Genomic DNA, 17,147 nt, shown 5'->3' with positions numbered 1-17,147 from the left:
GTAATCCATGGCTGCGACCAAAGCCAAACTCATTGACGTGCACGGCAATGAGCTAGAAAGCGTACGTCCAGCAGCCCGTATGGGATCTGGACGCGCGTTCGAGGCTGCTGACAACAAACATCAGGTGATGTCTGGCTGGAGACCGCCTCGCACTTCACCGCAAGACGCCATTTCCATGGACCGGCCAGGCATGATGCCGCGTGTTGAGGATCTTGCACGCAATAACCCTTGGGCCACATCAGCCATTACGAAGAAGATTGATGGCATCATTGGTACAGGCCTTACGTTCTCATCCAAGCCAGATGCAAAAGCGCTTGGTTTAAATGATGACGAAGCAACCGCACTTGCCAATGAGATTGAAAGCTACTGGCGGGCGCATGTGAATGATATCGAGCATCGTTGTGATGCCACTATGCGGCTTGATGGAGCTGGGCTCATGGCCTTGGCGGTTCGTCATTGGCTCCAGCAAGGTGATGCGATTGGAACCATATGCTGGCGTGAGCGCGGCGGGCAAAGCCACACAGCCATCAAGCTCATTCACAGTGCGCGGATGCGGCAACCTATGGGCACGATGCCCACGCCTCAGTTTCGTGATGGCATAGAGCTTGGCAAGGATGGGGAGGCTCTTTTCTATCATTTCAGCGAAGTGCACCCGGATGATCGAAGTGCGACCACAAAACGCTATCAAACCATACGGGTTCCAAAGTTTAACAGCGATGGATCACGGCGGGTTCTGCATCACTTCACAGCTGGTGATATTGGAGAAATTCGCGGTCGATCACCTTTAGCGCCAATCGTCAAAAAACTGCGTCAGCTCGGCAAGTTTGATGAAGCCGAGCTTCAGGCCGCAACCCTCAATGCTGTGCTGGCAGCATTCATCCAGTCAGATGCTGATCACAACGTGATTTCTGAACTCTTGCAGGATGACGAGGCAGGACCAGCAAAGCTGAACAAGTATCTGGATGGCATGGAAGTCAATCGAGATATGTATCGCAAGGAACACCCGATCGAGATTCCTGGTGTGCGGCTCAGCCAACTGGCTGTCGGGGAATCCGTCAACTTCACCAATCCTGCGCGTCCATCAGGCAATTACGAGAGCTTTGAGATGGCAGCGCTGCGCAACATCGCCAGCGCTTTCGGCGTGAGCGTGGAATGGCTGACGGGTGATTACTCGCGGCTTTCTTACTCCGGTTGGCGAGGTGCCATGCTCAATGTCTGGCGCGGCCTGACTTCAGAGCGCACGGGGTTTGTCTCCAGTTTTGTGAAGCCGTGGTTCGCAGCGGTAATCGAAGAAGGCATTGGCCGAGGCAAGATCAAAGTGCCAGCTCATGCCGTGCCATTCTGGACCAATAAAAGCGCCTACTGCAAGGGCCGCTGGCTTGGTCCTGGTCGTGGGTCTGCCGATCCTTACAAGGATGCAAAAGCAGCTGAGATTGATCTGGCATTGGGCCGTATCACGATGGCCGATGACCTGGCTGAGCGTGGTATCGACTACGAAAATCACATGGAACAGCTGGACAGGGAAATCAATGATCACGCTTTGCGTGGTCTGACCCATCCACGCATGCAGGGCATTCGAAGTGGCCCGCTGGAAAAAGACCCTGAAGAGGACAAGAAGGATGAGTGAAGCATTTCTCTCGCATGTGGCGCAGGAGTTCTTGCTCACGCCTTTGCTGGTTGAGCCAACCAAGGCTCAGGTTCTGGCTTCAGTTCTTGGTGAGCGTGTTGGTCTGGCAGCTCCATCCATTGAGGCGCTTAAGAATGATCTTGGACCTCAGGCCAATCGCTTCTTTGGAACGACTGGTTCTGAGTTCCAAAAGTCAGGTTATGAGGTTGTCGATCGCAAAGCGATCATCACCATCAATGGTGCTCTGGTTAACCGGGGCGCATATCTGAATGCAAACTCCGGCCTTGTCTCTTATGAGGGCATTAGTGCGTTGATGCGCACGGCCATGGTGGATGATGATGTTGATGGTGTTCTGCTGGATCTCAATAGTCCTGGCGGTGCAGCTGTTGGCGCATTTGAAACCGCGGCTCTCATTCGCGAGCTCTCCAAAACCAAACCAGTTGTTGCCCATGTCAATCACATGGCGGCTTCAGCTGGTTATGCCTTGGCTTGTGGGTGTGAGGAGATCATCTCAATCCCGTCAGGGATCATCGGTTCAGTTGGCGTTGTTGTTCTCCACATCAATGAAGCTGAGAAGGACAAGAAGGATGGGCGGGAGTTCACCTTCATCCATGCCGGTGCCAGCAAAGTGGATGGACACAGCCACGCTGCACTTTCTGATGCTGCAAGGGCTGATCTTCAGGGTGATATTGATGAAACCTATCAGACATTTGTTTCAACCGTCGCGAATGCGCGCGGGTTGAGTGAGGAAGCGGTTCGGGGAACTGAAGCGCGAACTTATTCAGGTGAAAAGGCCATCGAACTTGGCCTTATAGATGCTACCGGACCTTTTGAAGAGGCTCTGGAGCGTCTTTCCTTCCACATTTCGTCGCGCAGCGGCGGTTTTCAAGGAAACTCAAAAATGAGCAAACCAAATGGGCCGCTGGCCCAAAAGGATGATGCTGCTCTCACCATGACCAGCGAGCAGGTTGAGGCTTTGAAAGCTTCAGCTTACGCCGAGGGTGTGCAGGCCGGTGAGATCCAGGAACGCGAACGCACTGCCGGCATCATGGGGCTGGAAGAAGCCCAGGGTCGCGCAGCCCTTGCAATGGTTGCGGTCGAACAAGGCCTTTCGGTCGATGCTGCCAAAGCGATGCTGGCAGCTGCACCACAGGCCACAACTGAACCCCGGACAAATACTGACAATGCAGGGCCTGACCAGTTCACGCAACATAAGCGCGGGCTGGAAGCTAACACACCTGATGTGCAGCCTGATGGCGGACAGTCACTTGAGAAGCCAAAAGGCGGGTTGAGCCAGCTGGTGTCTTCTCATCTGAAACCTTAATCGCGTTTCTAAGAAAGAGATTTACAATGCCTGGAGTGATCAAATTTAGCGGTCCCAAGCAGCTTTCAACGCTCCTGAAATATGAGGTTGCAAGCAAGTATTGCCGTGAAGGCGCTACGGTTGCCCCGCCTGTCGCTGATCTAAAGCTTGAGATCGGAGACCTACTTGCTCTCGTCAATAAGAAAGCCGTGCCACTTAACCTGGATGGCAGTGATGGAAGTGAAACCCTTTGGGGTATTTGCTTGGTAAATGCGCAGGTGCTGTCTGGTCAGACAGGTGTTCGTGTGCCTGCTCTCACCGATGGGCCAGCTATCATCGATAGCACTGAAATCGTTTGGCCGGCAGGTGCAGATGATGCCGCTAAGAAAGTATTGCGTGAAGCGATGCAAGGCAAAGGTATCAAGCTGATCTAGCCCAGCCTAACTGCTTTCTATTTTTTCAAACAATCAACGGAGATTCCAAATGGAAGATCTGATTATGCCGTACACGGGTGTTGACCTCACTCGTGAAGTAAATCGGCTGCCTAATAAGTATGGGCTACTGAATGCGTTGAATCTCGCACCGTTTGAACCCAAACGGTCGAAGTTCGTGCGTTTGGACATCAAGGACGGTGTTATTCATGTTCTTGCAGCGCGTGAGCGTGGCGAACCCGGTCAGACAGGTACGAAGAGCAAGGAAAAGGGTATCATTATCGAGATCCCTCATTTCCCGTTTCTTGAGCAGATCCTGGTTGATGATGTTGATAGCCTTGTTGAAGTCCTCAACGGTCAAATTGAGCCGCGTTCTCTGGATCGTGAGATCTTGAAGAAGTTGATGAGTATTCGCTCAAACCATTCGATCACGTTGGAGTTCCTGCGATTGGGGATGCTTCGCGGTGAGATTATGGACGGTGAAGGCACTGCTCTACTCGATTTGTTTGATGCGTTCGACATTACCAAGAAACGTGTCAACTTTGAGTTGGGTAAAGAAGACACCGATGTGCGAGCCAAATGCGAACAGGTCATTGATCACATTCAGAGCAACCTGAAAGGTGAAACCAGTACCGGTGTTGAAAATATTTGCGCTCCAGATTTCTTTGAAAAGCTTATCAGCCACCCAAAGGTTGAAAAGTTCTGGCTCCAGGCGCAGAACTCAAGTGAGCACCGAGAGCTGACCCGTTCAATGATGGGCGGAAATTATGGGCGTGTGTTTGAGTTTGGCGGTATTCTTTGGCGGGAGTACAAAGGTTCGCTTCCGGTCAAAGATGAAGACGGTAAAATCACAAGCGTGCCTAACATCACCAGTAAGAAAGGCCACGCATATCCAACTGGTACTCAGAATATGATGAGAACATATGAGAGCTCTGCTTATCACATGGACCACATCAATGAGATGCCGGAAGAGGACACCATTCTCCTTTCCATTGAGCCCTTGAAGCATGGCAAAGGCTTTGAGCTTGAGACACAATCCAATCGGATTGCCGTTTCCAAGCAGCCTGAGTGTTTGGTTGAAACCTACAGTGCCTGATGGACGGGTTCGACAAACGCTTTGAGCGTAAAACAAAAAGGCTGGCCGAGACATTCGGTCAGCCTTTTTTGTGGACCGGGATGAGGCAGACCGGAAGCACTTTTGACTTGCCTGGTGAGGAGTTCCAGCACGAGATCCGAGCTGACCTTGCTTTTCATTCTGATACTCAAACGTCAGACGGTCGTAAGGGCGGAAATGATTTTCGCTCCAGTGCTGTCGATGACACGATCACCGCTTCCATTCATTTGCCCGATCTTGCCGGGCACCGCCATCCAACTGACGGAGATCTCCTGAAAAGCTTGAATGATGGCCGTGAATACAAGGTCACCGCAAAGGGGGAACTTGAAGATGGCTGGATCGTTCTGGAGATATCCTTAAAACAGTGAGGCACCATGCTTGCTCGCAGTGTGACCCGGCTTTTGACGATTGCCGCTCTGCGCGGCTCGGTGTTGCCGGAATCTAACCTTTTTGACAGTCAGTTTATTCCTGCTGATCGCCCATTTCGCGGTGAGCAGAAAGAGCCGTTTGCCATCATCTATACAGAAAAGAGCGTGCGTCCGCTCTCTCGTAAGATGGAGCTGGATCTGGTGATCGACATTGCAGCCGGCATTAAGAGTGTCAGCGCAGTTCGTGAAACCGAAGACGGGCCAATCATCGCTTATGATATTGAAGCACCACCCTCGGATGGGGCAGCAGAGCTTGCCTGCGATATGGTGGAGGATGATATCGCCGCAGCACTCACCAACATCGAAAACTCAATGAGCGATGCCTGGCGTGAGTTCTGCGAGTTGCGTGGGCCCATTCAAACTCTATGCGGCTCTGATGGGCGTGGGGTTCCACGGGCAACCAGGCGCTTGCTGTTCCCGCTCAAAGTTCCTGTTGGCCCGCAGCGTGGCACGAAACTTACTGGTTCATGGGATGCCGCTGTGGGAGCATTAGAGGCCTTTGACATGCCGTGGATGCGCACAGTTGGAGAACTGATCCGAACTCGCTTTGAATATGGTGAGGCCAAGCCATGGGTGCATCCGGTGGAGCTTGCCGGTCTTTCCCAGCCAGAAGTGCGCCTTCTTCATATGCCTCACTCGGACGGTTTTGTCAGAACGAACGAACCTCCAGAGAGTGATTGAGCCCATGGCATTCAATGAAATCTTTGCGATGATCCGTAAGCTGTCGCGCAAGGTCGATCGCATGATTGAATACGGTGTGGTGACAGCCTATGACCCGGCCACGGAAACAGTCATGGTTAAGCGGGATGAAGGCGGCGATCCGGTAGAAGCGGAATGGGCGTTCCCCATGGCAGGCAACTTCAAGTTTCGCATTACCCCCTCCGTTGGTCAGGCTGTTGAACTGCGCAGGCGCGGCGGTGATGCGCGCCAGCTGACAGCTTCGAATTCTCCCTTTACCGGGAAGAATAAAAGCCCATCAAGCCACCCGGATGAACTCATGATTGAGCGCGGATCAACGCGGCTCATCATGCGAGATAATCACCTTGAGATGCATGTGGGTGAATCTCAAAGCATCATTCTGACACCGGACAAGATACTCCTGAACGGGAACTTTGAGCACGAGGGCGGATATTTCAAATCCCACGGCGTTCCGGTGGATCACACTCACAAACACGACAAAGTCGCACCTGGAAATGCCATTTCGGGCACTCCGGTCAGTTGACCTATTAAAACAGGAGACAAGCATGGCGCACTGGAAAGTAACTGAGAAGGCAGGCAAACGCATTTGTGACAAGCCGGTTAAACCGGGCGAGGTATTGGAGCTGAGTGAAGAGGAGGCAAGTCCTTGGGAAGCGCTCGGCCAACTTGAGCGCATGAAAACACCTGCTCCGAAAAAGTTAGCTCCCAAGGACGAATGAGCGGACTTTGCAGGCACACAGGTAAGCCTTTAAGTGCGTGGGAGCATACTGTTCAGTCCATTGCTGAAGAGATCCTGCCCACGCCAGTCGGCGCCCGCGTTCAGCGCGAGGAGTTTGGCTCACCTGTTCCTGCCATTCTTATTCGCCGCAATACTTCCAATGACACCTTGATCGCTTACGCCTTTTCCATCGCTTTAGCTTGCGAGCTTTGGGAACCGCGCTATTGCGTGAAGAAACTGATCCCACGCGAAGTTCCTGAAGGCCGGCGTAAAGGGGAAACACAGTTCCAGGTCATTGGTGATTTTATGCCGCGCGCTCATCAAGGTGATTTCACCATTGAAGGGGAGCGCTCCTTTCTAGTTCTGTGAGGGCTTCATGAGCCAGACCAAGCTTCCACCACCTGAGTTGATCGAGAACATCGACTATGAGGCCATCCTTGCAGCATCTTTGAACCGCCTGAAAACCAAGTTTGATGCAGCCGGAATCCCATGGACCGTAGAAGGCCTTGAAACAGACCCCGCCAAAATCTTGCAGGAAGAACTGGTTTATCTGGTGGTCTATCTTCTGCAGCTGGGGAATGAGAAGTTTGTTCTCTACTTCGTGGACTACGCTTATGGCGTGGCGCTTGATGTGTTGGCGGTCTTTTATGGCGTTACGCGCATGCAGAGCGAACAAGATGAGCGGTTTCGCACACGCATCAAGATTCACATTGTCGGGCGTTCTGGTGGCGGTCCTGAGGAGCGATACAAAGCGCTTTCCATGGATGCCCATCTTGATGTGAAGGGTGTCGCCATCTGGGACAACGGGATTGATCCCACGCTCTATGTCGGTGTGCTGTCAGCCGTTCCGGGAGGACATGCAAGCGATGAACTTCTTGAAACTGTTCTGGGGCACCTGATCCAGCCAACCAACAAAGTCACCTCTGACCGGTTCATTGTCGTTTCAGCTGTGACCAAGACCATTGATGTGGCCCTTCAGGTTCAACTTGAAGAGCATGCGCGTAATTCTGCCTTGGAAGCGCTGGAGGCAAAACTGCGGGCTGCGTGGGAGGCAGAAGAGCGGCTTGGCCTTGATCTCACAAGAGCATGGTTGATCAATACGGTCATGGGGGACGGGATTAACAACGTGATTGTGGAAGCGCCTTTCGTGGATGTGGTCGCGGATCCAAATGAGGCCATTGCGCTTGGTTCAATCTCAATCACTTCCATGGGGCGCGGGCGATGACTGAAACTCTTTTGCCGGCCAACGCCACGCCTTGGATGCGGGCGATCTCGCAGACCAATCACGAAGGCCTTGAGGTCGTTCGCCAGCACTACACCAACATGGGTATGAAATGGCAAAACCCGCAGCCACGCATCATGCCGCACCTGATACAGGAAACGGGCCTGGGTATCCTAAGCCCTTATGTAGACAACATCTACCAGCTCTATGATGAGGGGCTTGAATGGCTGCGCATTCGCGGCTTTGAAGCAGCTGTCTACAAGGGGCTTGGCTTCATCGACTATGGTGGGCTCCTGGAACAGGCGCCAAGCAGGCGTCGTAAATGGCATTGGGATCAACTGGCACTGGACCGGCTCCCACGCAGTGAAGAAGATCTGCCGCGCATTGCCGGGGTTGTCGGGCTATCTGTTTCCCGGCGCACCAAAGTCATGCGGGCCTTCAATGGCTATGATATCCGCGCAGCTGAGCTGTCTTACTCAAAACTTGGGAATGCTCTTTTGTCTTCGCATTCCGGGGCACGGGTGGGAGAGGTTCCAACCAAATGGAGCTTTGGCACCACCCACGAGTTTCAAAGGGCGCTTACCGCTGCTGAAAAGCAGGCAATCGGCGTTTATATCGACACCTCTTCGGGCGGTGTGACTTGGGAAGAACTGGCAGCTCCATGGAGCGAGGTTGAAACCTCGTGGCAGGATTTGGGTGTTGGCGCTAAGTTGCGTGTTATGGCCCGCCAAACAGCTCTGCTCGGTGGCTACATGGGCTTTTACCGTGCTGATGGTTCTATGATTGGGGCAAGGCGCTTTAAGGCTTTGCATCAAGTTGCCCCCGGCATCACCTACAAGATTGGCTCTGAGCAGATCACTCCCCACGATCAAGGGCAGCGCGTTTATGTGGAAGCGCTCGCCGGATTTGGGGAAGGGGCAGGCGAGGAATGTGCCTCCGCCGCTCTGCTGTTTGGAGCCACACCAAAGCCGGACCAGCCACAAGGAAAGCGTTGGCTTCTTCCTGACCAGATCGAAACACCGTTTGCAGCTGTCTGCTCGCAGGCGCTTACAACTGAATTGCGACTCACCAAGCGCACCCGCGTAAAGGTTCTCCTGAGCTTCGCATAAGGACCACTCAAATGGCTTTTGAACATCCACTCGTGCCAGGCGCGTTTGACCGTACGCCTGAGCGCCCGAACGATTCCGCAGCTGTCTGGCCTGAGGAAGTCTTTATCACCGGAACCGATCTTAATGATGCGTTCGGTATTGCACGCCGCCAGTCTGAGCGCATTGGCAATACTGTCTCTCGTGATGGTGATCGTAAGTCCGGCGCGGCCATTGAGATTGACCGGGCAGGAAGCAGAATCCTTCTTGGTGGTGGGACTGTCTATGTGGCAGGCGATGTGCGTCCGGTTGGTGCAGCTGTTCTGGAAGGTGTCGATCTGACTACTGACCTGATTGTCGGTGTGCGCGTAAGCTCTACCGTAATCAACTCCGAGGATGACCCAACGCTTGCAGGCTTGAAGCCGGGTACAGAAGCGGAAGGCGAGAAGGGGGCTTCAAGGATCGTTACCCGCCTTGTCTGGGGCTATGCAGGAGATGGCGCAGAAGGCCAGCTTTACCCGGTTTACACATTGGTAAAAGGCACACCGCTAGACCAGACACCGCCTGCCGAAATGAGCCAGGTTGCGCAGGTATCTGCGGCGCAGGATTTCGGAGCAAATGGCAACTACATTGATGAGGGGTGCCGCGTAACTGCAATTGAGAAATCTAACGGCAATGTGGTCTTTTCCATTGCCGCGGGCACCGGCAATATCAAAGGCTTCAAACGTTCCCGTGAGCATGCCTTGCGCCTTGAGATCGAAGAGAAGTGGGACACTTTCCAGATTGACGGTGAGCAGCACACTTACACCGTTGCATCCAACAAGAAGCAGAAGTTTCGCCTCCACTATGGGCCGATTGATGAGCTGGTCAACATTCAGCTTGAAAAGGAAGTCACGGAGGATGTCACACGCAGCCAGATTATCAACGGCTCCGATACACTCCAAAATGACAGCCTGAAAGAGATCGTTCAGATCAAACAAGGCAGCAAAACATTCGTGAGGGGTACTGACTACCAGCTGACTGCCGATAAGGTTGATTGGTCATTGGCCGGAGATGAGCCATCACCCGGGTCCAGTTATCACTGCAAATATCGTTATCGGGACTCTGTTCAGCCTGTGACCGTATCGGCTCATGATATCGAGTTGACAGGTGGGCGCACGGGCGGCGAGGTGGTCGTAATTTATAAGCGCAAGCTGCCGCGTGTAGATCTGGTTTGTCTGGATCAGACCGGAAACGCTGTTTATGTGGAAGGCCAATCTTCTGCACGTGCAGTTGCTCCTCAAACCCCTGACAACCTTTTGAAACTGGCAACCGTCTACAACGACTTTGACGGGCTGCCTTTGGTTAAGAATGATGGCACTCACAACATCACTTATGACAAGCTTTGGGAGGTTGTGCAGCTCCTCAATAGTTCTCGCGATCTGATTGCTCTGAACCGCTTGCAACTTGATATTCACGACAAGGAACCAGCTGCAAAGCGCGGGATCTTTGTTGATCCGTTTGCCGATGATCGCTGGCGTGATCTTGGCGCTCAGCAAAACGCAGCAGTCCGCAACGGAATGCTCACGCTGCCCTTGGACGTCACCATCCATGACCTCAACAACACGGGCGTGGAGATGCTTCCGTACAAGCTGGAAAATGTGATTGATCAGCCGCTCAGCACCACGTGTAAGCTGATCAACCGCTTTGCCAGTCATGAACCATTCCCGGCTTCAATGAAGCTGGAGCCCTCACAGGACTTCTGGACAGATGTTGATGAGGTTTGGGCGTCTGATGTGACCCATGAGGTGTTCGGGCCTGAGGCCTCTTCTACCTCTGAGCAACAGGTGGTTGGGACTGCTGAAGAGAACGCCAAGTTTTTGCGGGCAATTGATATCACGGTCACGATTGAAGGCTTCGGTGGGGGAGAGATCCTTGACCGCATTATGTTTGATAATGTGGACATGACGCCAGCGCAAAAACCAGCGGCTGCCGGTGATGGACAGCTAACGCTTACCTTGAGCATTCCAGCCAAAAAGCATGCAGCTGGTGAGAAGCTGGTTGAAGCATTTGGTGTGGGTGGCTCTGAGGCGTTTGCTCGCTTTGTGGGTGAGGGCAAAGTCACCACTCAAACAATGCAGCGGGTAACAACACTTGTTCTCGTTCCTCCGCCACCACCACCGCCTCAGATTATCACGGTGACGCGCATCATTACGCGAAACCGCGATCCAAGAGGGCAAACCTTTAGCTTGCCAGCGGGTAACAGGCATATTGCGCAAGTAAAGCTCTGGTTCTGCAAGATCGGTAATCCAAACACGCCTGTTGTGGTTGAGTTGCGGGCTACCAATGGAGCGGGTTTTCCTACTGATGAAATTCTTGCTCAAGCTGTCATCGACATGTCCAAGGTAGAGCTGAATAAGTGGACACCATGTCCGTTTCCATCTCTGCCTTATCTGCTTTCTACGCGGGAATATGCGTTCATTGCGATCACTCCCGATAATGAGCATTCGATCTCAGCTGCGGTGCTTGGTGAGTTTGACGAGAAAAACCAGAGCTTCCTCGGTGTGAACCCTTACACCGTCGGCACAGAGATTGAGAGCTCGAACAACTCAACCTATCTTCCGGTGCATGGTTCTGACCTGACGTGCGGCGTAGATGCGGCTGAGTTTACGCAGACCACCAAGCGCGTCGAGTTGGGGAACGTGGATCTGGATCGTTGTTCTGATCTGATGATTGCGGCGGCTGTCGATACTCCTGAAACGGGGTGTTCCATTACATTTGAAATCACTCGTGCAGATGGATCAAAGATCCGGACAGCGGCCTATGCCGGTGTGCAGTTCGATGAATGGGTGAAGGAAACTGTCAGTATTGCAGCAATCTTGAAGGGGACCAGAACCGCAAGCCCTCGGCTCTTCCCCGGTGTTCAGGTACGGGCAGGTAAGCTTGCTGAAACCGCTGACTATATCGGCGTTGCCTTCCAGACCGGCAATGCAAGCCGCTTCCCGGTTCGGGTCAAACGAACTCTACCAAATGGCGCCTCAGCAAAAGTATTCCTGAAGAACAGTTCAGGAGATTTTGTTGAGGCTCCTTACAAGACCGGTGAAGTGTTGGATGCGGCGGGCACAGTGGATGCCACCTATGAACTGGACCAAAACCTTGGCAGCCAGACAGCCGTGAAAATCACCATAACTGGCAATCCGAAGGCAAGGCCGGTTCTGGAAGACCTGCGTGCAGTTGCGACCATCTAGGAGAAGTGATCAATGGAAACAACGCCAAATCTAAACCTGCCACTGCTCGACAGCGAAGAGAATGTCTCCGAGGATCATAAAAAGATCAATGAGTTCGTGAAAGCATTTGATGCTCGCCTGGGTGAGGTTGCAGTCACTTTGGCGAGCCTTGCTACTGCCGGACATTCTCATGAGATGGCCAAGATCAATGGACTGGCAGAGGCATTAGCCCTGCTTGCCTTGGCCAATCACGCGCACAAACTCAATGATCTTTCTGATGTTGATGTGACGGATGCTCCTGAAAACTCCATCTTGCAGTTTATTGCAGGAAAGTGGTCATTGGGGCAGCGCGGCTATTCAGTCGCGGAGATCAATAATATTGTGTCGCAGCTGGCGAGTGGGGATCACGAACACCCGATAGGTGATGTTCAAGGTCTTTCAACCAAACTTGCAACACTGGCAAAGGCTTCTGATCTCAATAAATTCGCTGATGCAACGAAGAACGCTAAGTTCAGAAAAGCGCTTTCGGTTCTTGGGGATCTATATCTCAACAACAAAGCCATCATTGCGAATGATTCAGAAGGTGAATTTGCCGATAGATCAGGTGAGAACATTGACCACTTTTGGCATGATGATAGCGACAATGCATGGCACTTTGTTTCTGATGGTCCTTACAAGTCCGTGGGGAATACAAAATTCGTAGCGAAGCGCCTTGACCTGTTGGATACGGACTGGTCCATGAAATCTTCTGACCGATGGTTAGCGCGTTATCGCAACATGTCAGAAAACACAGAAAACATTTCTGCAAACAGATTTAGCGACAGTCTGGTTCTTGAAAACAAGCAATATGCTCCAGCTAATGCTTCTGAAGATACCGGCAAGCGCTTCACAAAACGCGGGTTAAAGTCTTTCTCGTATATTGACGGCGGTTCGCAAGGAAAAACGTACGAAGCTTTTGGGGGGGTGTTGTCGACTCGACATCGCGGCTCTTCTAAAGTTCGAAGCATGGGAGGTTCGTACTCTCAGTGTGGAACTGATACCAATTCCACGGGGAGTGTTGATTATGCCTATGGAGCAAGGAGTTACTCCTTTTTCAACGGTTCGGGCCGGATAGGCGTTTGCGTAGGTATGCATGTTGGCATCAACCCGAACCACGCTAATGCGAGAGTGGGCGATGCTCGCGGTATATACACCCACATGGACTATGATGATGGGACAATCGAAAACGACCCGGTTGCGCTCTATCAAAACTATGATGGTAACTGGGATGGCAAAAAACGCGTCGGTATCGTCCAAGAAGGTGTTCAGGAAAACCGATTGACCGGCAAAACCTTGATTGATGGCAAAGAGGCCATTGACGAAGGTAATCTGGCGTCAAAAATGGAAGCAGCTGGACTCGGTGGCGGCGGTCCTTTGAAGGTAACTGCGCGTAGTACCGGAACATGGACAAAGCACTCTAAATCAAAAACAGCCGTGGTCTTTCTGACCGCTTCAGGAAGACCTTCGTACAATAATGACTCCGGATATGCGGGCGCTACCGTTGTAAAGATCTTTGATCTGCGCGACGGTCCAAGCACCGGAACCGTCTCTATCGGAAGCAATGAAACGAAGACCTGCACATTTAAATATGACGGTCACACCTTGAGTGTTCGCGGTAACGGCAATGCATCTGGGCATGATGCAGCATTCACAACGACAGTAGCCCGCGGGAGAGACGGAAACGGCGGAGATCCGACAACCCCGGCTAGTTTCTGGGGTACTGGTGCAATAGGTGCCGCACGCAAAGGCGGCGTTGTGATTTGGGAGTATTGATGTGCCTGATTATGACATTTTGAATAGTGACACCGGTGAAGTCGAAAACACGATTGTTTTTGATGGTGATACCAAGTGGCTAGAGGAAAACTTTGGCGAGGGGAACTGGCGATTATACGAAGAGCCTCCACGCACATTTGAGGCGACTGATGTTTCTGAAGAAGCTGAGCGGCGGATACAAACAGGCACCCAGATTAACGGCACTCAGTTCAAAACAGATCTGGAGTCGGTTGGTCGCTTGAGTGAAATGCTGGACGGGTTTGATGCTGGACTGCCTGAGGCGTCTCAAGTGAAGGCGGTTACTGCTGAAGGCGTGTTGCTCGTGCTTGATACTCGCGAGAAGGTGCAAGCGCTCTATCATGCAGCAATCAAGTACCGCGCTAGTATCGTAACCCGCTCCGCTCAAATCCAGCAGCTCGACCCGGTTCCGGACCCGTCACAAGACATCCTATGGGATCTGACCAAGACCCTATCTGAGGCTATGGAAGAGCTGAGCTAACCAGCCCTCCAATCAATCAAGACTTAACCCACCCGCACGGTATCCCCGGAGCGGGTTTTTTCATGGAGAAATGTCTATGAGCGCGCCCACAATCGGCATGCAATTCTCTTACAAATCGGATGATCCGTTTCCGGTTTCTGAAGGCGATCTATCCAAAGTTGTGGTGATCGATAGCTCTGATGATGCTTCTGGCACAGAGTTTCCAATTGATACAGCAAAGCGCATCTCGTCCAGCGACAAGGACGCGGTTGCAGCTCTCGGAACCGGCCCTTTGCGGGATCATATTCGCGGGATTCAGGACCAGCTCAACCAGCTTGACCGTTCTGCTGATGTCACCATTGTTCGAGCAGAAAAGGGAGCGACCCCTGAGGCCAGCGCTGCTGCAATCGCTGCTATCATCAACTCGATTACTGAGATCCCTACTGCGGTCAATGCAACACCTGGCATTGTGGTTGCTGGTTCAACTGCATGGCGTCCTGATCTGGATACAGTCAGTCCAGTTGTGGCAGATTTGGAAGCGAACATCGGCAAGATCCTCGCTGTTGCACCGGTAGATGTTGACCCAACCAGCGCAGACAATGCCATTGACGCACGCGAAACTATGGCTTCAGGTCGCTTGATGCCGGTTGGTGTGGCTGCGCGTGTCTGGGAAGGTGATGCGGTCGTTACTCGCCCTATGGCATCCCGTGTTGCTGGCCTGATCGTTCGTGCAGATACCAACAATGGCAACATGCCATTCGAGACAATCTGCAACGAGCCTATCTTTGGCCTTGCCGGTCTATCTCGGAAAATCCCTTTCAACTTCCTTGATGGCTCTAAGGAAGGCCAGCGCCTACTCGCTGCTGATGTGGCGATTGCTGCGGAAGGAGAGATTGGCGTTTATGGCGCGGTTGCTGATGGTGGCTTTACTTTCCTTGGTACTGACATGGCGCAGACCGACGCTATGTGGCCGCAGCTGCATCAGTTGCGCGGCTCTGACTACATCGTCACACAGATGATGAAGATCACCCGGCGCCACTTGGGCAAGAAGATGACAGCGCAACGGGTTGAAAGCTGGGTCCGTGAAATCATTGGTGAGCTGCGTGGGTTGAAGCAAAACGAGCATATCCTCGGCTATACGCCAGCCTCCGAGATGTTCACCGCAGATAAGAACCAGCCTGAATCCATCGAGCTTGGTCACATCAAGCTTGAGATTGGTCAGGAAACTGCAAGCGCCTTCAAGCGGGCTGATTTTGAGCTGCGCCGCTATCGCCCCGCAACCGAAGGCTTGATCAAAGACATTCTGGCGCGTTTGCGCGCTGTTGTTTAATCCTCTTTATTGGAGAACCACACATGCAGCGCCCTATGCTGATTAACGGTGACATTGACCTGCGCTTGGTCAGTGAACCGGACGAATCCCGCGCAAACATTCTGAGCAAGCTTGTTCTGCCTGCCTTCAAATACACAACGGTCAACCACAACCCCGGTGGCGGTATTGGTGCCGTAGACTTCGGTAAACCGCGCACTGAAGCTTTTGAGCCCAAAGCCGAACACAAAGGGCTTGATAACAAGCTGCTTGAAAAATTGGGTAAGCACGAAGAGTGGGTTTTTGCTGGCAACTATCGCCAGATGCCGGGCAACCTTTGGCTACCTGTCCGCGGCTTCATTTATGCCACTCTTATGGAGTGGGAACCTGATGAAATGGGCGCAGATGATCTGCCAGGTTGCAACCTGGCATTCAAGGAAGTCACCCACGTTGAACTCATCCTAGATGGCAAAGAGCTGTTCTATTGGGATTTCTGGGAACGTGAAATGCGGCCTGATCCAACAGATGGTGAACGCAAGCGCGCACTTGGCCTCTAAGTCACAAAACCACTCATCGTAACTCTCAGAGCCTTCAGCCTTGCTGGGGGCTCTTTTGCTTTAAGGACACGGCAATTGACCACGAAAGCAACCACAGCAGCGGTTCAGCTGGATTACCCTTTTGAACATGACGGGCGTGAAATCACCTCATTGTCCTTCCGGCGCATGCGTGCTGGTGACACGCTCATCGGCGAGAAATACTCGAACGAAGAGCAAGCCGGTTTCGCGCTACTGGCAGCACTTGCCGGTGTCGATCTGGAAGTGATTGAACGCCTTGATGTTGAAGACCTAGAGAAAGTCACGCGAGGTGCCGCTCCCCTTATGGGAAAGCAGGGTGTCTTGACCCTGAAGCAGCTCGACGCGAGAGACGAGTACTTGACGGGGTAGACGCGCCTCATTCTCGTGACTTGATTGTCGCGGTATCGCGCAGGCTCCACACGCCAGTTGATGTGGTCATGAACTGGGAGATTGATTTCTTTTTAGAAACAGTCTCCAGCCTTGGACGTGTGCTCAAGGCTGAAAATGCTCCCCCTCCAAATCGGTAGAATGTCATGGGTGTTTTAACCTCCAAGCTGGTCATTTCAGTTCTAGACCGGGCAAGCGGTCCTGCGCGCGCAATTGCGAACTCCATGAAGGGCATGCAGGCCTCTGCTGATCGTAACAGACGAGAGCTAAACCGAATGCAGGGGCAAATGCTCGGTGCGGTCGGGACAGGTTATATTCTGGCCCGCTCCATCGCTGCCCCTGTAAAGTCTGCCATGGAGTTTGAGTCCGCCATGTCGGACGTGAAGAAGGTCGTTGATTTTGATAGCCCTGAGGGCTTCAAGAAGATGCGCAAAGACATCATCGACATGTCAACGCGCATGCCAATGACAGCTTCCCAGATTGCTGACATCGTGGCTGCAGCAGGTCAGGCCGGTATGGCCGGGGATGAGCTAACCCAGTTTGCGGAGATGGCGGCAAAGGTAGGTGTTGCTTTTGATGTAAGTGCCGGCACAGCAGGCGAGAGCCTTGCGAAGATCAAGACTGCTCTAGGGCTGACCGTGAGCGAGACTGGAGAGCTGGCAGATGCAATCAACCACCTGTCAAACACCTCCGCAAGTTCTGCTCCTGATCTGCTCGACTTTATGCGCCGTGTGGGGTCTGTAGGCAAACAATACG

Annotated in this window: 18 protein-coding genes; all 18 read left to right on the top strand. The window is 52.7% G+C overall.

Translation table 11 applies throughout. The features are described 5' to 3' along the window. Positions 1-7: 7 nt before the first annotated feature. Complete coding sequence (locus PsW74_RS06725) at positions 8-1,627, top strand: phage portal protein (protein ID WP_063288672.1); 1,620 nt, start codon at positions 8-10, stop codon at positions 1,625-1,627. Further along, the gene (locus PsW74_RS06720; RefSeq protein ID WP_063288673.1) at positions 1,620-2,951 is read left to right on the top strand and encodes a S49 family peptidase; all 1,332 of its coding nucleotides are present in this window, start codon (positions 1,620-1,622) and stop codon (positions 2,949-2,951) included. The genes PsW74_RS06725 and PsW74_RS06720 overlap by 8 nt, the downstream gene beginning before the upstream one ends. 26 nt (positions 2,952-2,977) lie before the next feature. Beyond that, entirely contained in the window at positions 2,978-3,364 is a 387-nt protein-coding gene (locus PsW74_RS06715) for a head decoration protein (RefSeq protein WP_063288674.1), read from the top strand. Positions 3,365-3,413: 49 nt separating this feature from the next. Next, positions 3,414-4,457 carry a major capsid protein gene (locus tag PsW74_RS06710; protein WP_063288675.1) on the top strand — a complete coding sequence of 348 codons (1,044 nt, stop codon included), beginning with the start codon at positions 3,414-3,416 and terminating at the stop codon, positions 4,455-4,457. Next, positions 4,457-4,843 (top strand): hypothetical protein, encoded by a 387-nt coding sequence (locus tag PsW74_RS06705; protein WP_063288676.1) that lies wholly within the window; start codon positions 4,457-4,459, stop codon positions 4,841-4,843. The genes PsW74_RS06710 and PsW74_RS06705 overlap by 1 nt, the downstream gene beginning before the upstream one ends. A gap of 6 nt (positions 4,844-4,849) precedes the next feature. Then, on the top strand, positions 4,850-5,584 hold the full coding sequence (locus PsW74_RS06700; RefSeq protein ID WP_063288677.1) for a hypothetical protein: 735 nt from the start codon (positions 4,850-4,852) through the stop codon (positions 5,582-5,584). A 4-nt stretch (positions 5,585-5,588) separates the two neighbouring features. Beyond that, positions 5,589-6,125 (top strand): hypothetical protein, encoded by a 537-nt coding sequence (locus PsW74_RS06695; RefSeq protein ID WP_063288678.1) that lies wholly within the window; start codon positions 5,589-5,591, stop codon positions 6,123-6,125. A gap of 22 nt (positions 6,126-6,147) precedes the next feature. Then, positions 6,148-6,321, top strand: a complete 174-nt coding sequence (locus tag PsW74_RS28835; protein WP_193775955.1) for a hypothetical protein — start codon at positions 6,148-6,150, stop codon at positions 6,319-6,321. Then, positions 6,318-6,689, top strand: a complete 372-nt coding sequence (locus PsW74_RS06690; RefSeq protein ID WP_063288679.1) for a hypothetical protein — start codon at positions 6,318-6,320, stop codon at positions 6,687-6,689. The genes PsW74_RS28835 and PsW74_RS06690 overlap by 4 nt, the downstream gene beginning before the upstream one ends. Positions 6,690-6,696: 7 nt before the next feature. After that, complete coding sequence (locus tag PsW74_RS06685; RefSeq protein WP_063288680.1) at positions 6,697-7,545, top strand: baseplate J/gp47 family protein; 849 nt, start codon at positions 6,697-6,699, stop codon at positions 7,543-7,545. Continuing rightward, a complete protein-coding gene (locus tag PsW74_RS06680) occupies positions 7,542-8,651 on the top strand; it encodes a hypothetical protein (protein ID WP_063288681.1) in 1,110 nt (369 codons plus the stop codon). The genes PsW74_RS06685 and PsW74_RS06680 overlap by 4 nt, the downstream gene beginning before the upstream one ends. 11 nt (positions 8,652-8,662) lie before the next feature. Beyond that, complete coding sequence (locus PsW74_RS06675) at positions 8,663-11,854, top strand: DUF4815 domain-containing protein (RefSeq protein ID WP_063288682.1); 3,192 nt, start codon at positions 8,663-8,665, stop codon at positions 11,852-11,854. 12 nt (positions 11,855-11,866) lie between these two features. Further along, complete coding sequence (locus PsW74_RS06670) at positions 11,867-13,645, top strand: hypothetical protein (protein WP_063288683.1); 1,779 nt, start codon at positions 11,867-11,869, stop codon at positions 13,643-13,645. A 1-nt stretch (position 13,646) separates the two neighbouring features. Then, positions 13,647-14,144, top strand: coding sequence for a hypothetical protein (locus tag PsW74_RS06665; protein ID WP_063288684.1), 498 nt, complete (start codon positions 13,647-13,649; stop codon positions 14,142-14,144). Between the two features lie 76 nt (positions 14,145-14,220). Beyond that, positions 14,221-15,453: a hypothetical protein gene (locus PsW74_RS06660; RefSeq protein WP_063288685.1), complete on the top strand. Its 1,233-nt coding sequence runs from the start codon at positions 14,221-14,223 to the stop codon at positions 15,451-15,453. A gap of 23 nt (positions 15,454-15,476) precedes the next feature. Next, positions 15,477-15,986 (top strand): phage major tail tube protein, encoded by a 510-nt coding sequence (locus PsW74_RS06655; protein ID WP_063288686.1) that lies wholly within the window; start codon positions 15,477-15,479, stop codon positions 15,984-15,986. Between the two features lie 75 nt (positions 15,987-16,061). Beyond that, a complete protein-coding gene (locus PsW74_RS06650; protein ID WP_063288687.1) occupies positions 16,062-16,373 on the top strand; it encodes a phage tail assembly protein in 312 nt (103 codons plus the stop codon). Between the two features lie 164 nt (positions 16,374-16,537). After that, a partial coding sequence (locus tag PsW74_RS29265) for a phage tail tape measure protein (protein ID WP_208987875.1) occupies positions 16,538-17,147 on the top strand: 610 nt, incomplete at its 3' end.

Source organism: Pseudovibrio sp. W74, assembly GCF_001623085.1.
GTDB lineage: Bacteria > Pseudomonadota > Alphaproteobacteria > Rhizobiales > Stappiaceae > Pseudovibrio.
The sequence above is the reverse complement of the archived record's forward strand: the minus strand, read 5'-3'. Positions and strand labels throughout refer to the sequence as shown.

Excerpts from the sequence above, each read along its gene's own strand:
- PsW74_RS06710 (WP_063288675.1), top strand. The coding sequence starts at position 3,414 with ATGGAAGATCTGATTATGCCGTACACGGGTGTTGACCTCACTCGTGAA.
- PsW74_RS06660 (WP_063288685.1), top strand. The coding sequence starts at position 14,221 with ATGAGCGCGCCCACAATCGGCATGCAATTCTCTTACAAATCGGATGAT.
- PsW74_RS06680 (WP_063288681.1), top strand. The coding sequence starts at position 7,542 with ATGACTGAAACTCTTTTGCCGGCCAACGCCACGCCTTGGATGCGGGCG.
- PsW74_RS06715 (WP_063288674.1), top strand. The coding sequence starts at position 2,978 with ATGCCTGGAGTGATCAAATTTAGCGGTCCCAAGCAGCTTTCAACGCTC.
- PsW74_RS06720 (WP_063288673.1), top strand. The coding sequence starts at position 1,620 with ATGAGTGAAGCATTTCTCTCGCATGTGGCGCAGGAGTTCTTGCTCACG.
- PsW74_RS06725 (WP_063288672.1), top strand. The coding sequence starts at position 8 with ATGGCTGCGACCAAAGCCAAACTCATTGACGTGCACGGCAATGAGCTA.
- PsW74_RS06685 (WP_063288680.1), top strand. The coding sequence starts at position 6,697 with ATGAGCCAGACCAAGCTTCCACCACCTGAGTTGATCGAGAACATCGAC.
- PsW74_RS28835 (WP_193775955.1), top strand. The coding sequence starts at position 6,148 with ATGGCGCACTGGAAAGTAACTGAGAAGGCAGGCAAACGCATTTGTGAC.
- PsW74_RS06705 (WP_063288676.1), top strand. The coding sequence starts at position 4,457 with ATGGACGGGTTCGACAAACGCTTTGAGCGTAAAACAAAAAGGCTGGCC.
- PsW74_RS06695 (WP_063288678.1), top strand. The coding sequence starts at position 5,589 with ATGGCATTCAATGAAATCTTTGCGATGATCCGTAAGCTGTCGCGCAAG.
- PsW74_RS06670 (WP_063288683.1), top strand. The coding sequence starts at position 11,867 with ATGGAAACAACGCCAAATCTAAACCTGCCACTGCTCGACAGCGAAGAG.
- PsW74_RS06690 (WP_063288679.1), top strand. The coding sequence starts at position 6,318 with ATGAGCGGACTTTGCAGGCACACAGGTAAGCCTTTAAGTGCGTGGGAG.
- PsW74_RS06655 (WP_063288686.1), top strand. The coding sequence starts at position 15,477 with ATGCAGCGCCCTATGCTGATTAACGGTGACATTGACCTGCGCTTGGTC.
- PsW74_RS06675 (WP_063288682.1), top strand. The coding sequence starts at position 8,663 with ATGGCTTTTGAACATCCACTCGTGCCAGGCGCGTTTGACCGTACGCCT.
- PsW74_RS06700 (WP_063288677.1), top strand. The coding sequence starts at position 4,850 with ATGCTTGCTCGCAGTGTGACCCGGCTTTTGACGATTGCCGCTCTGCGC.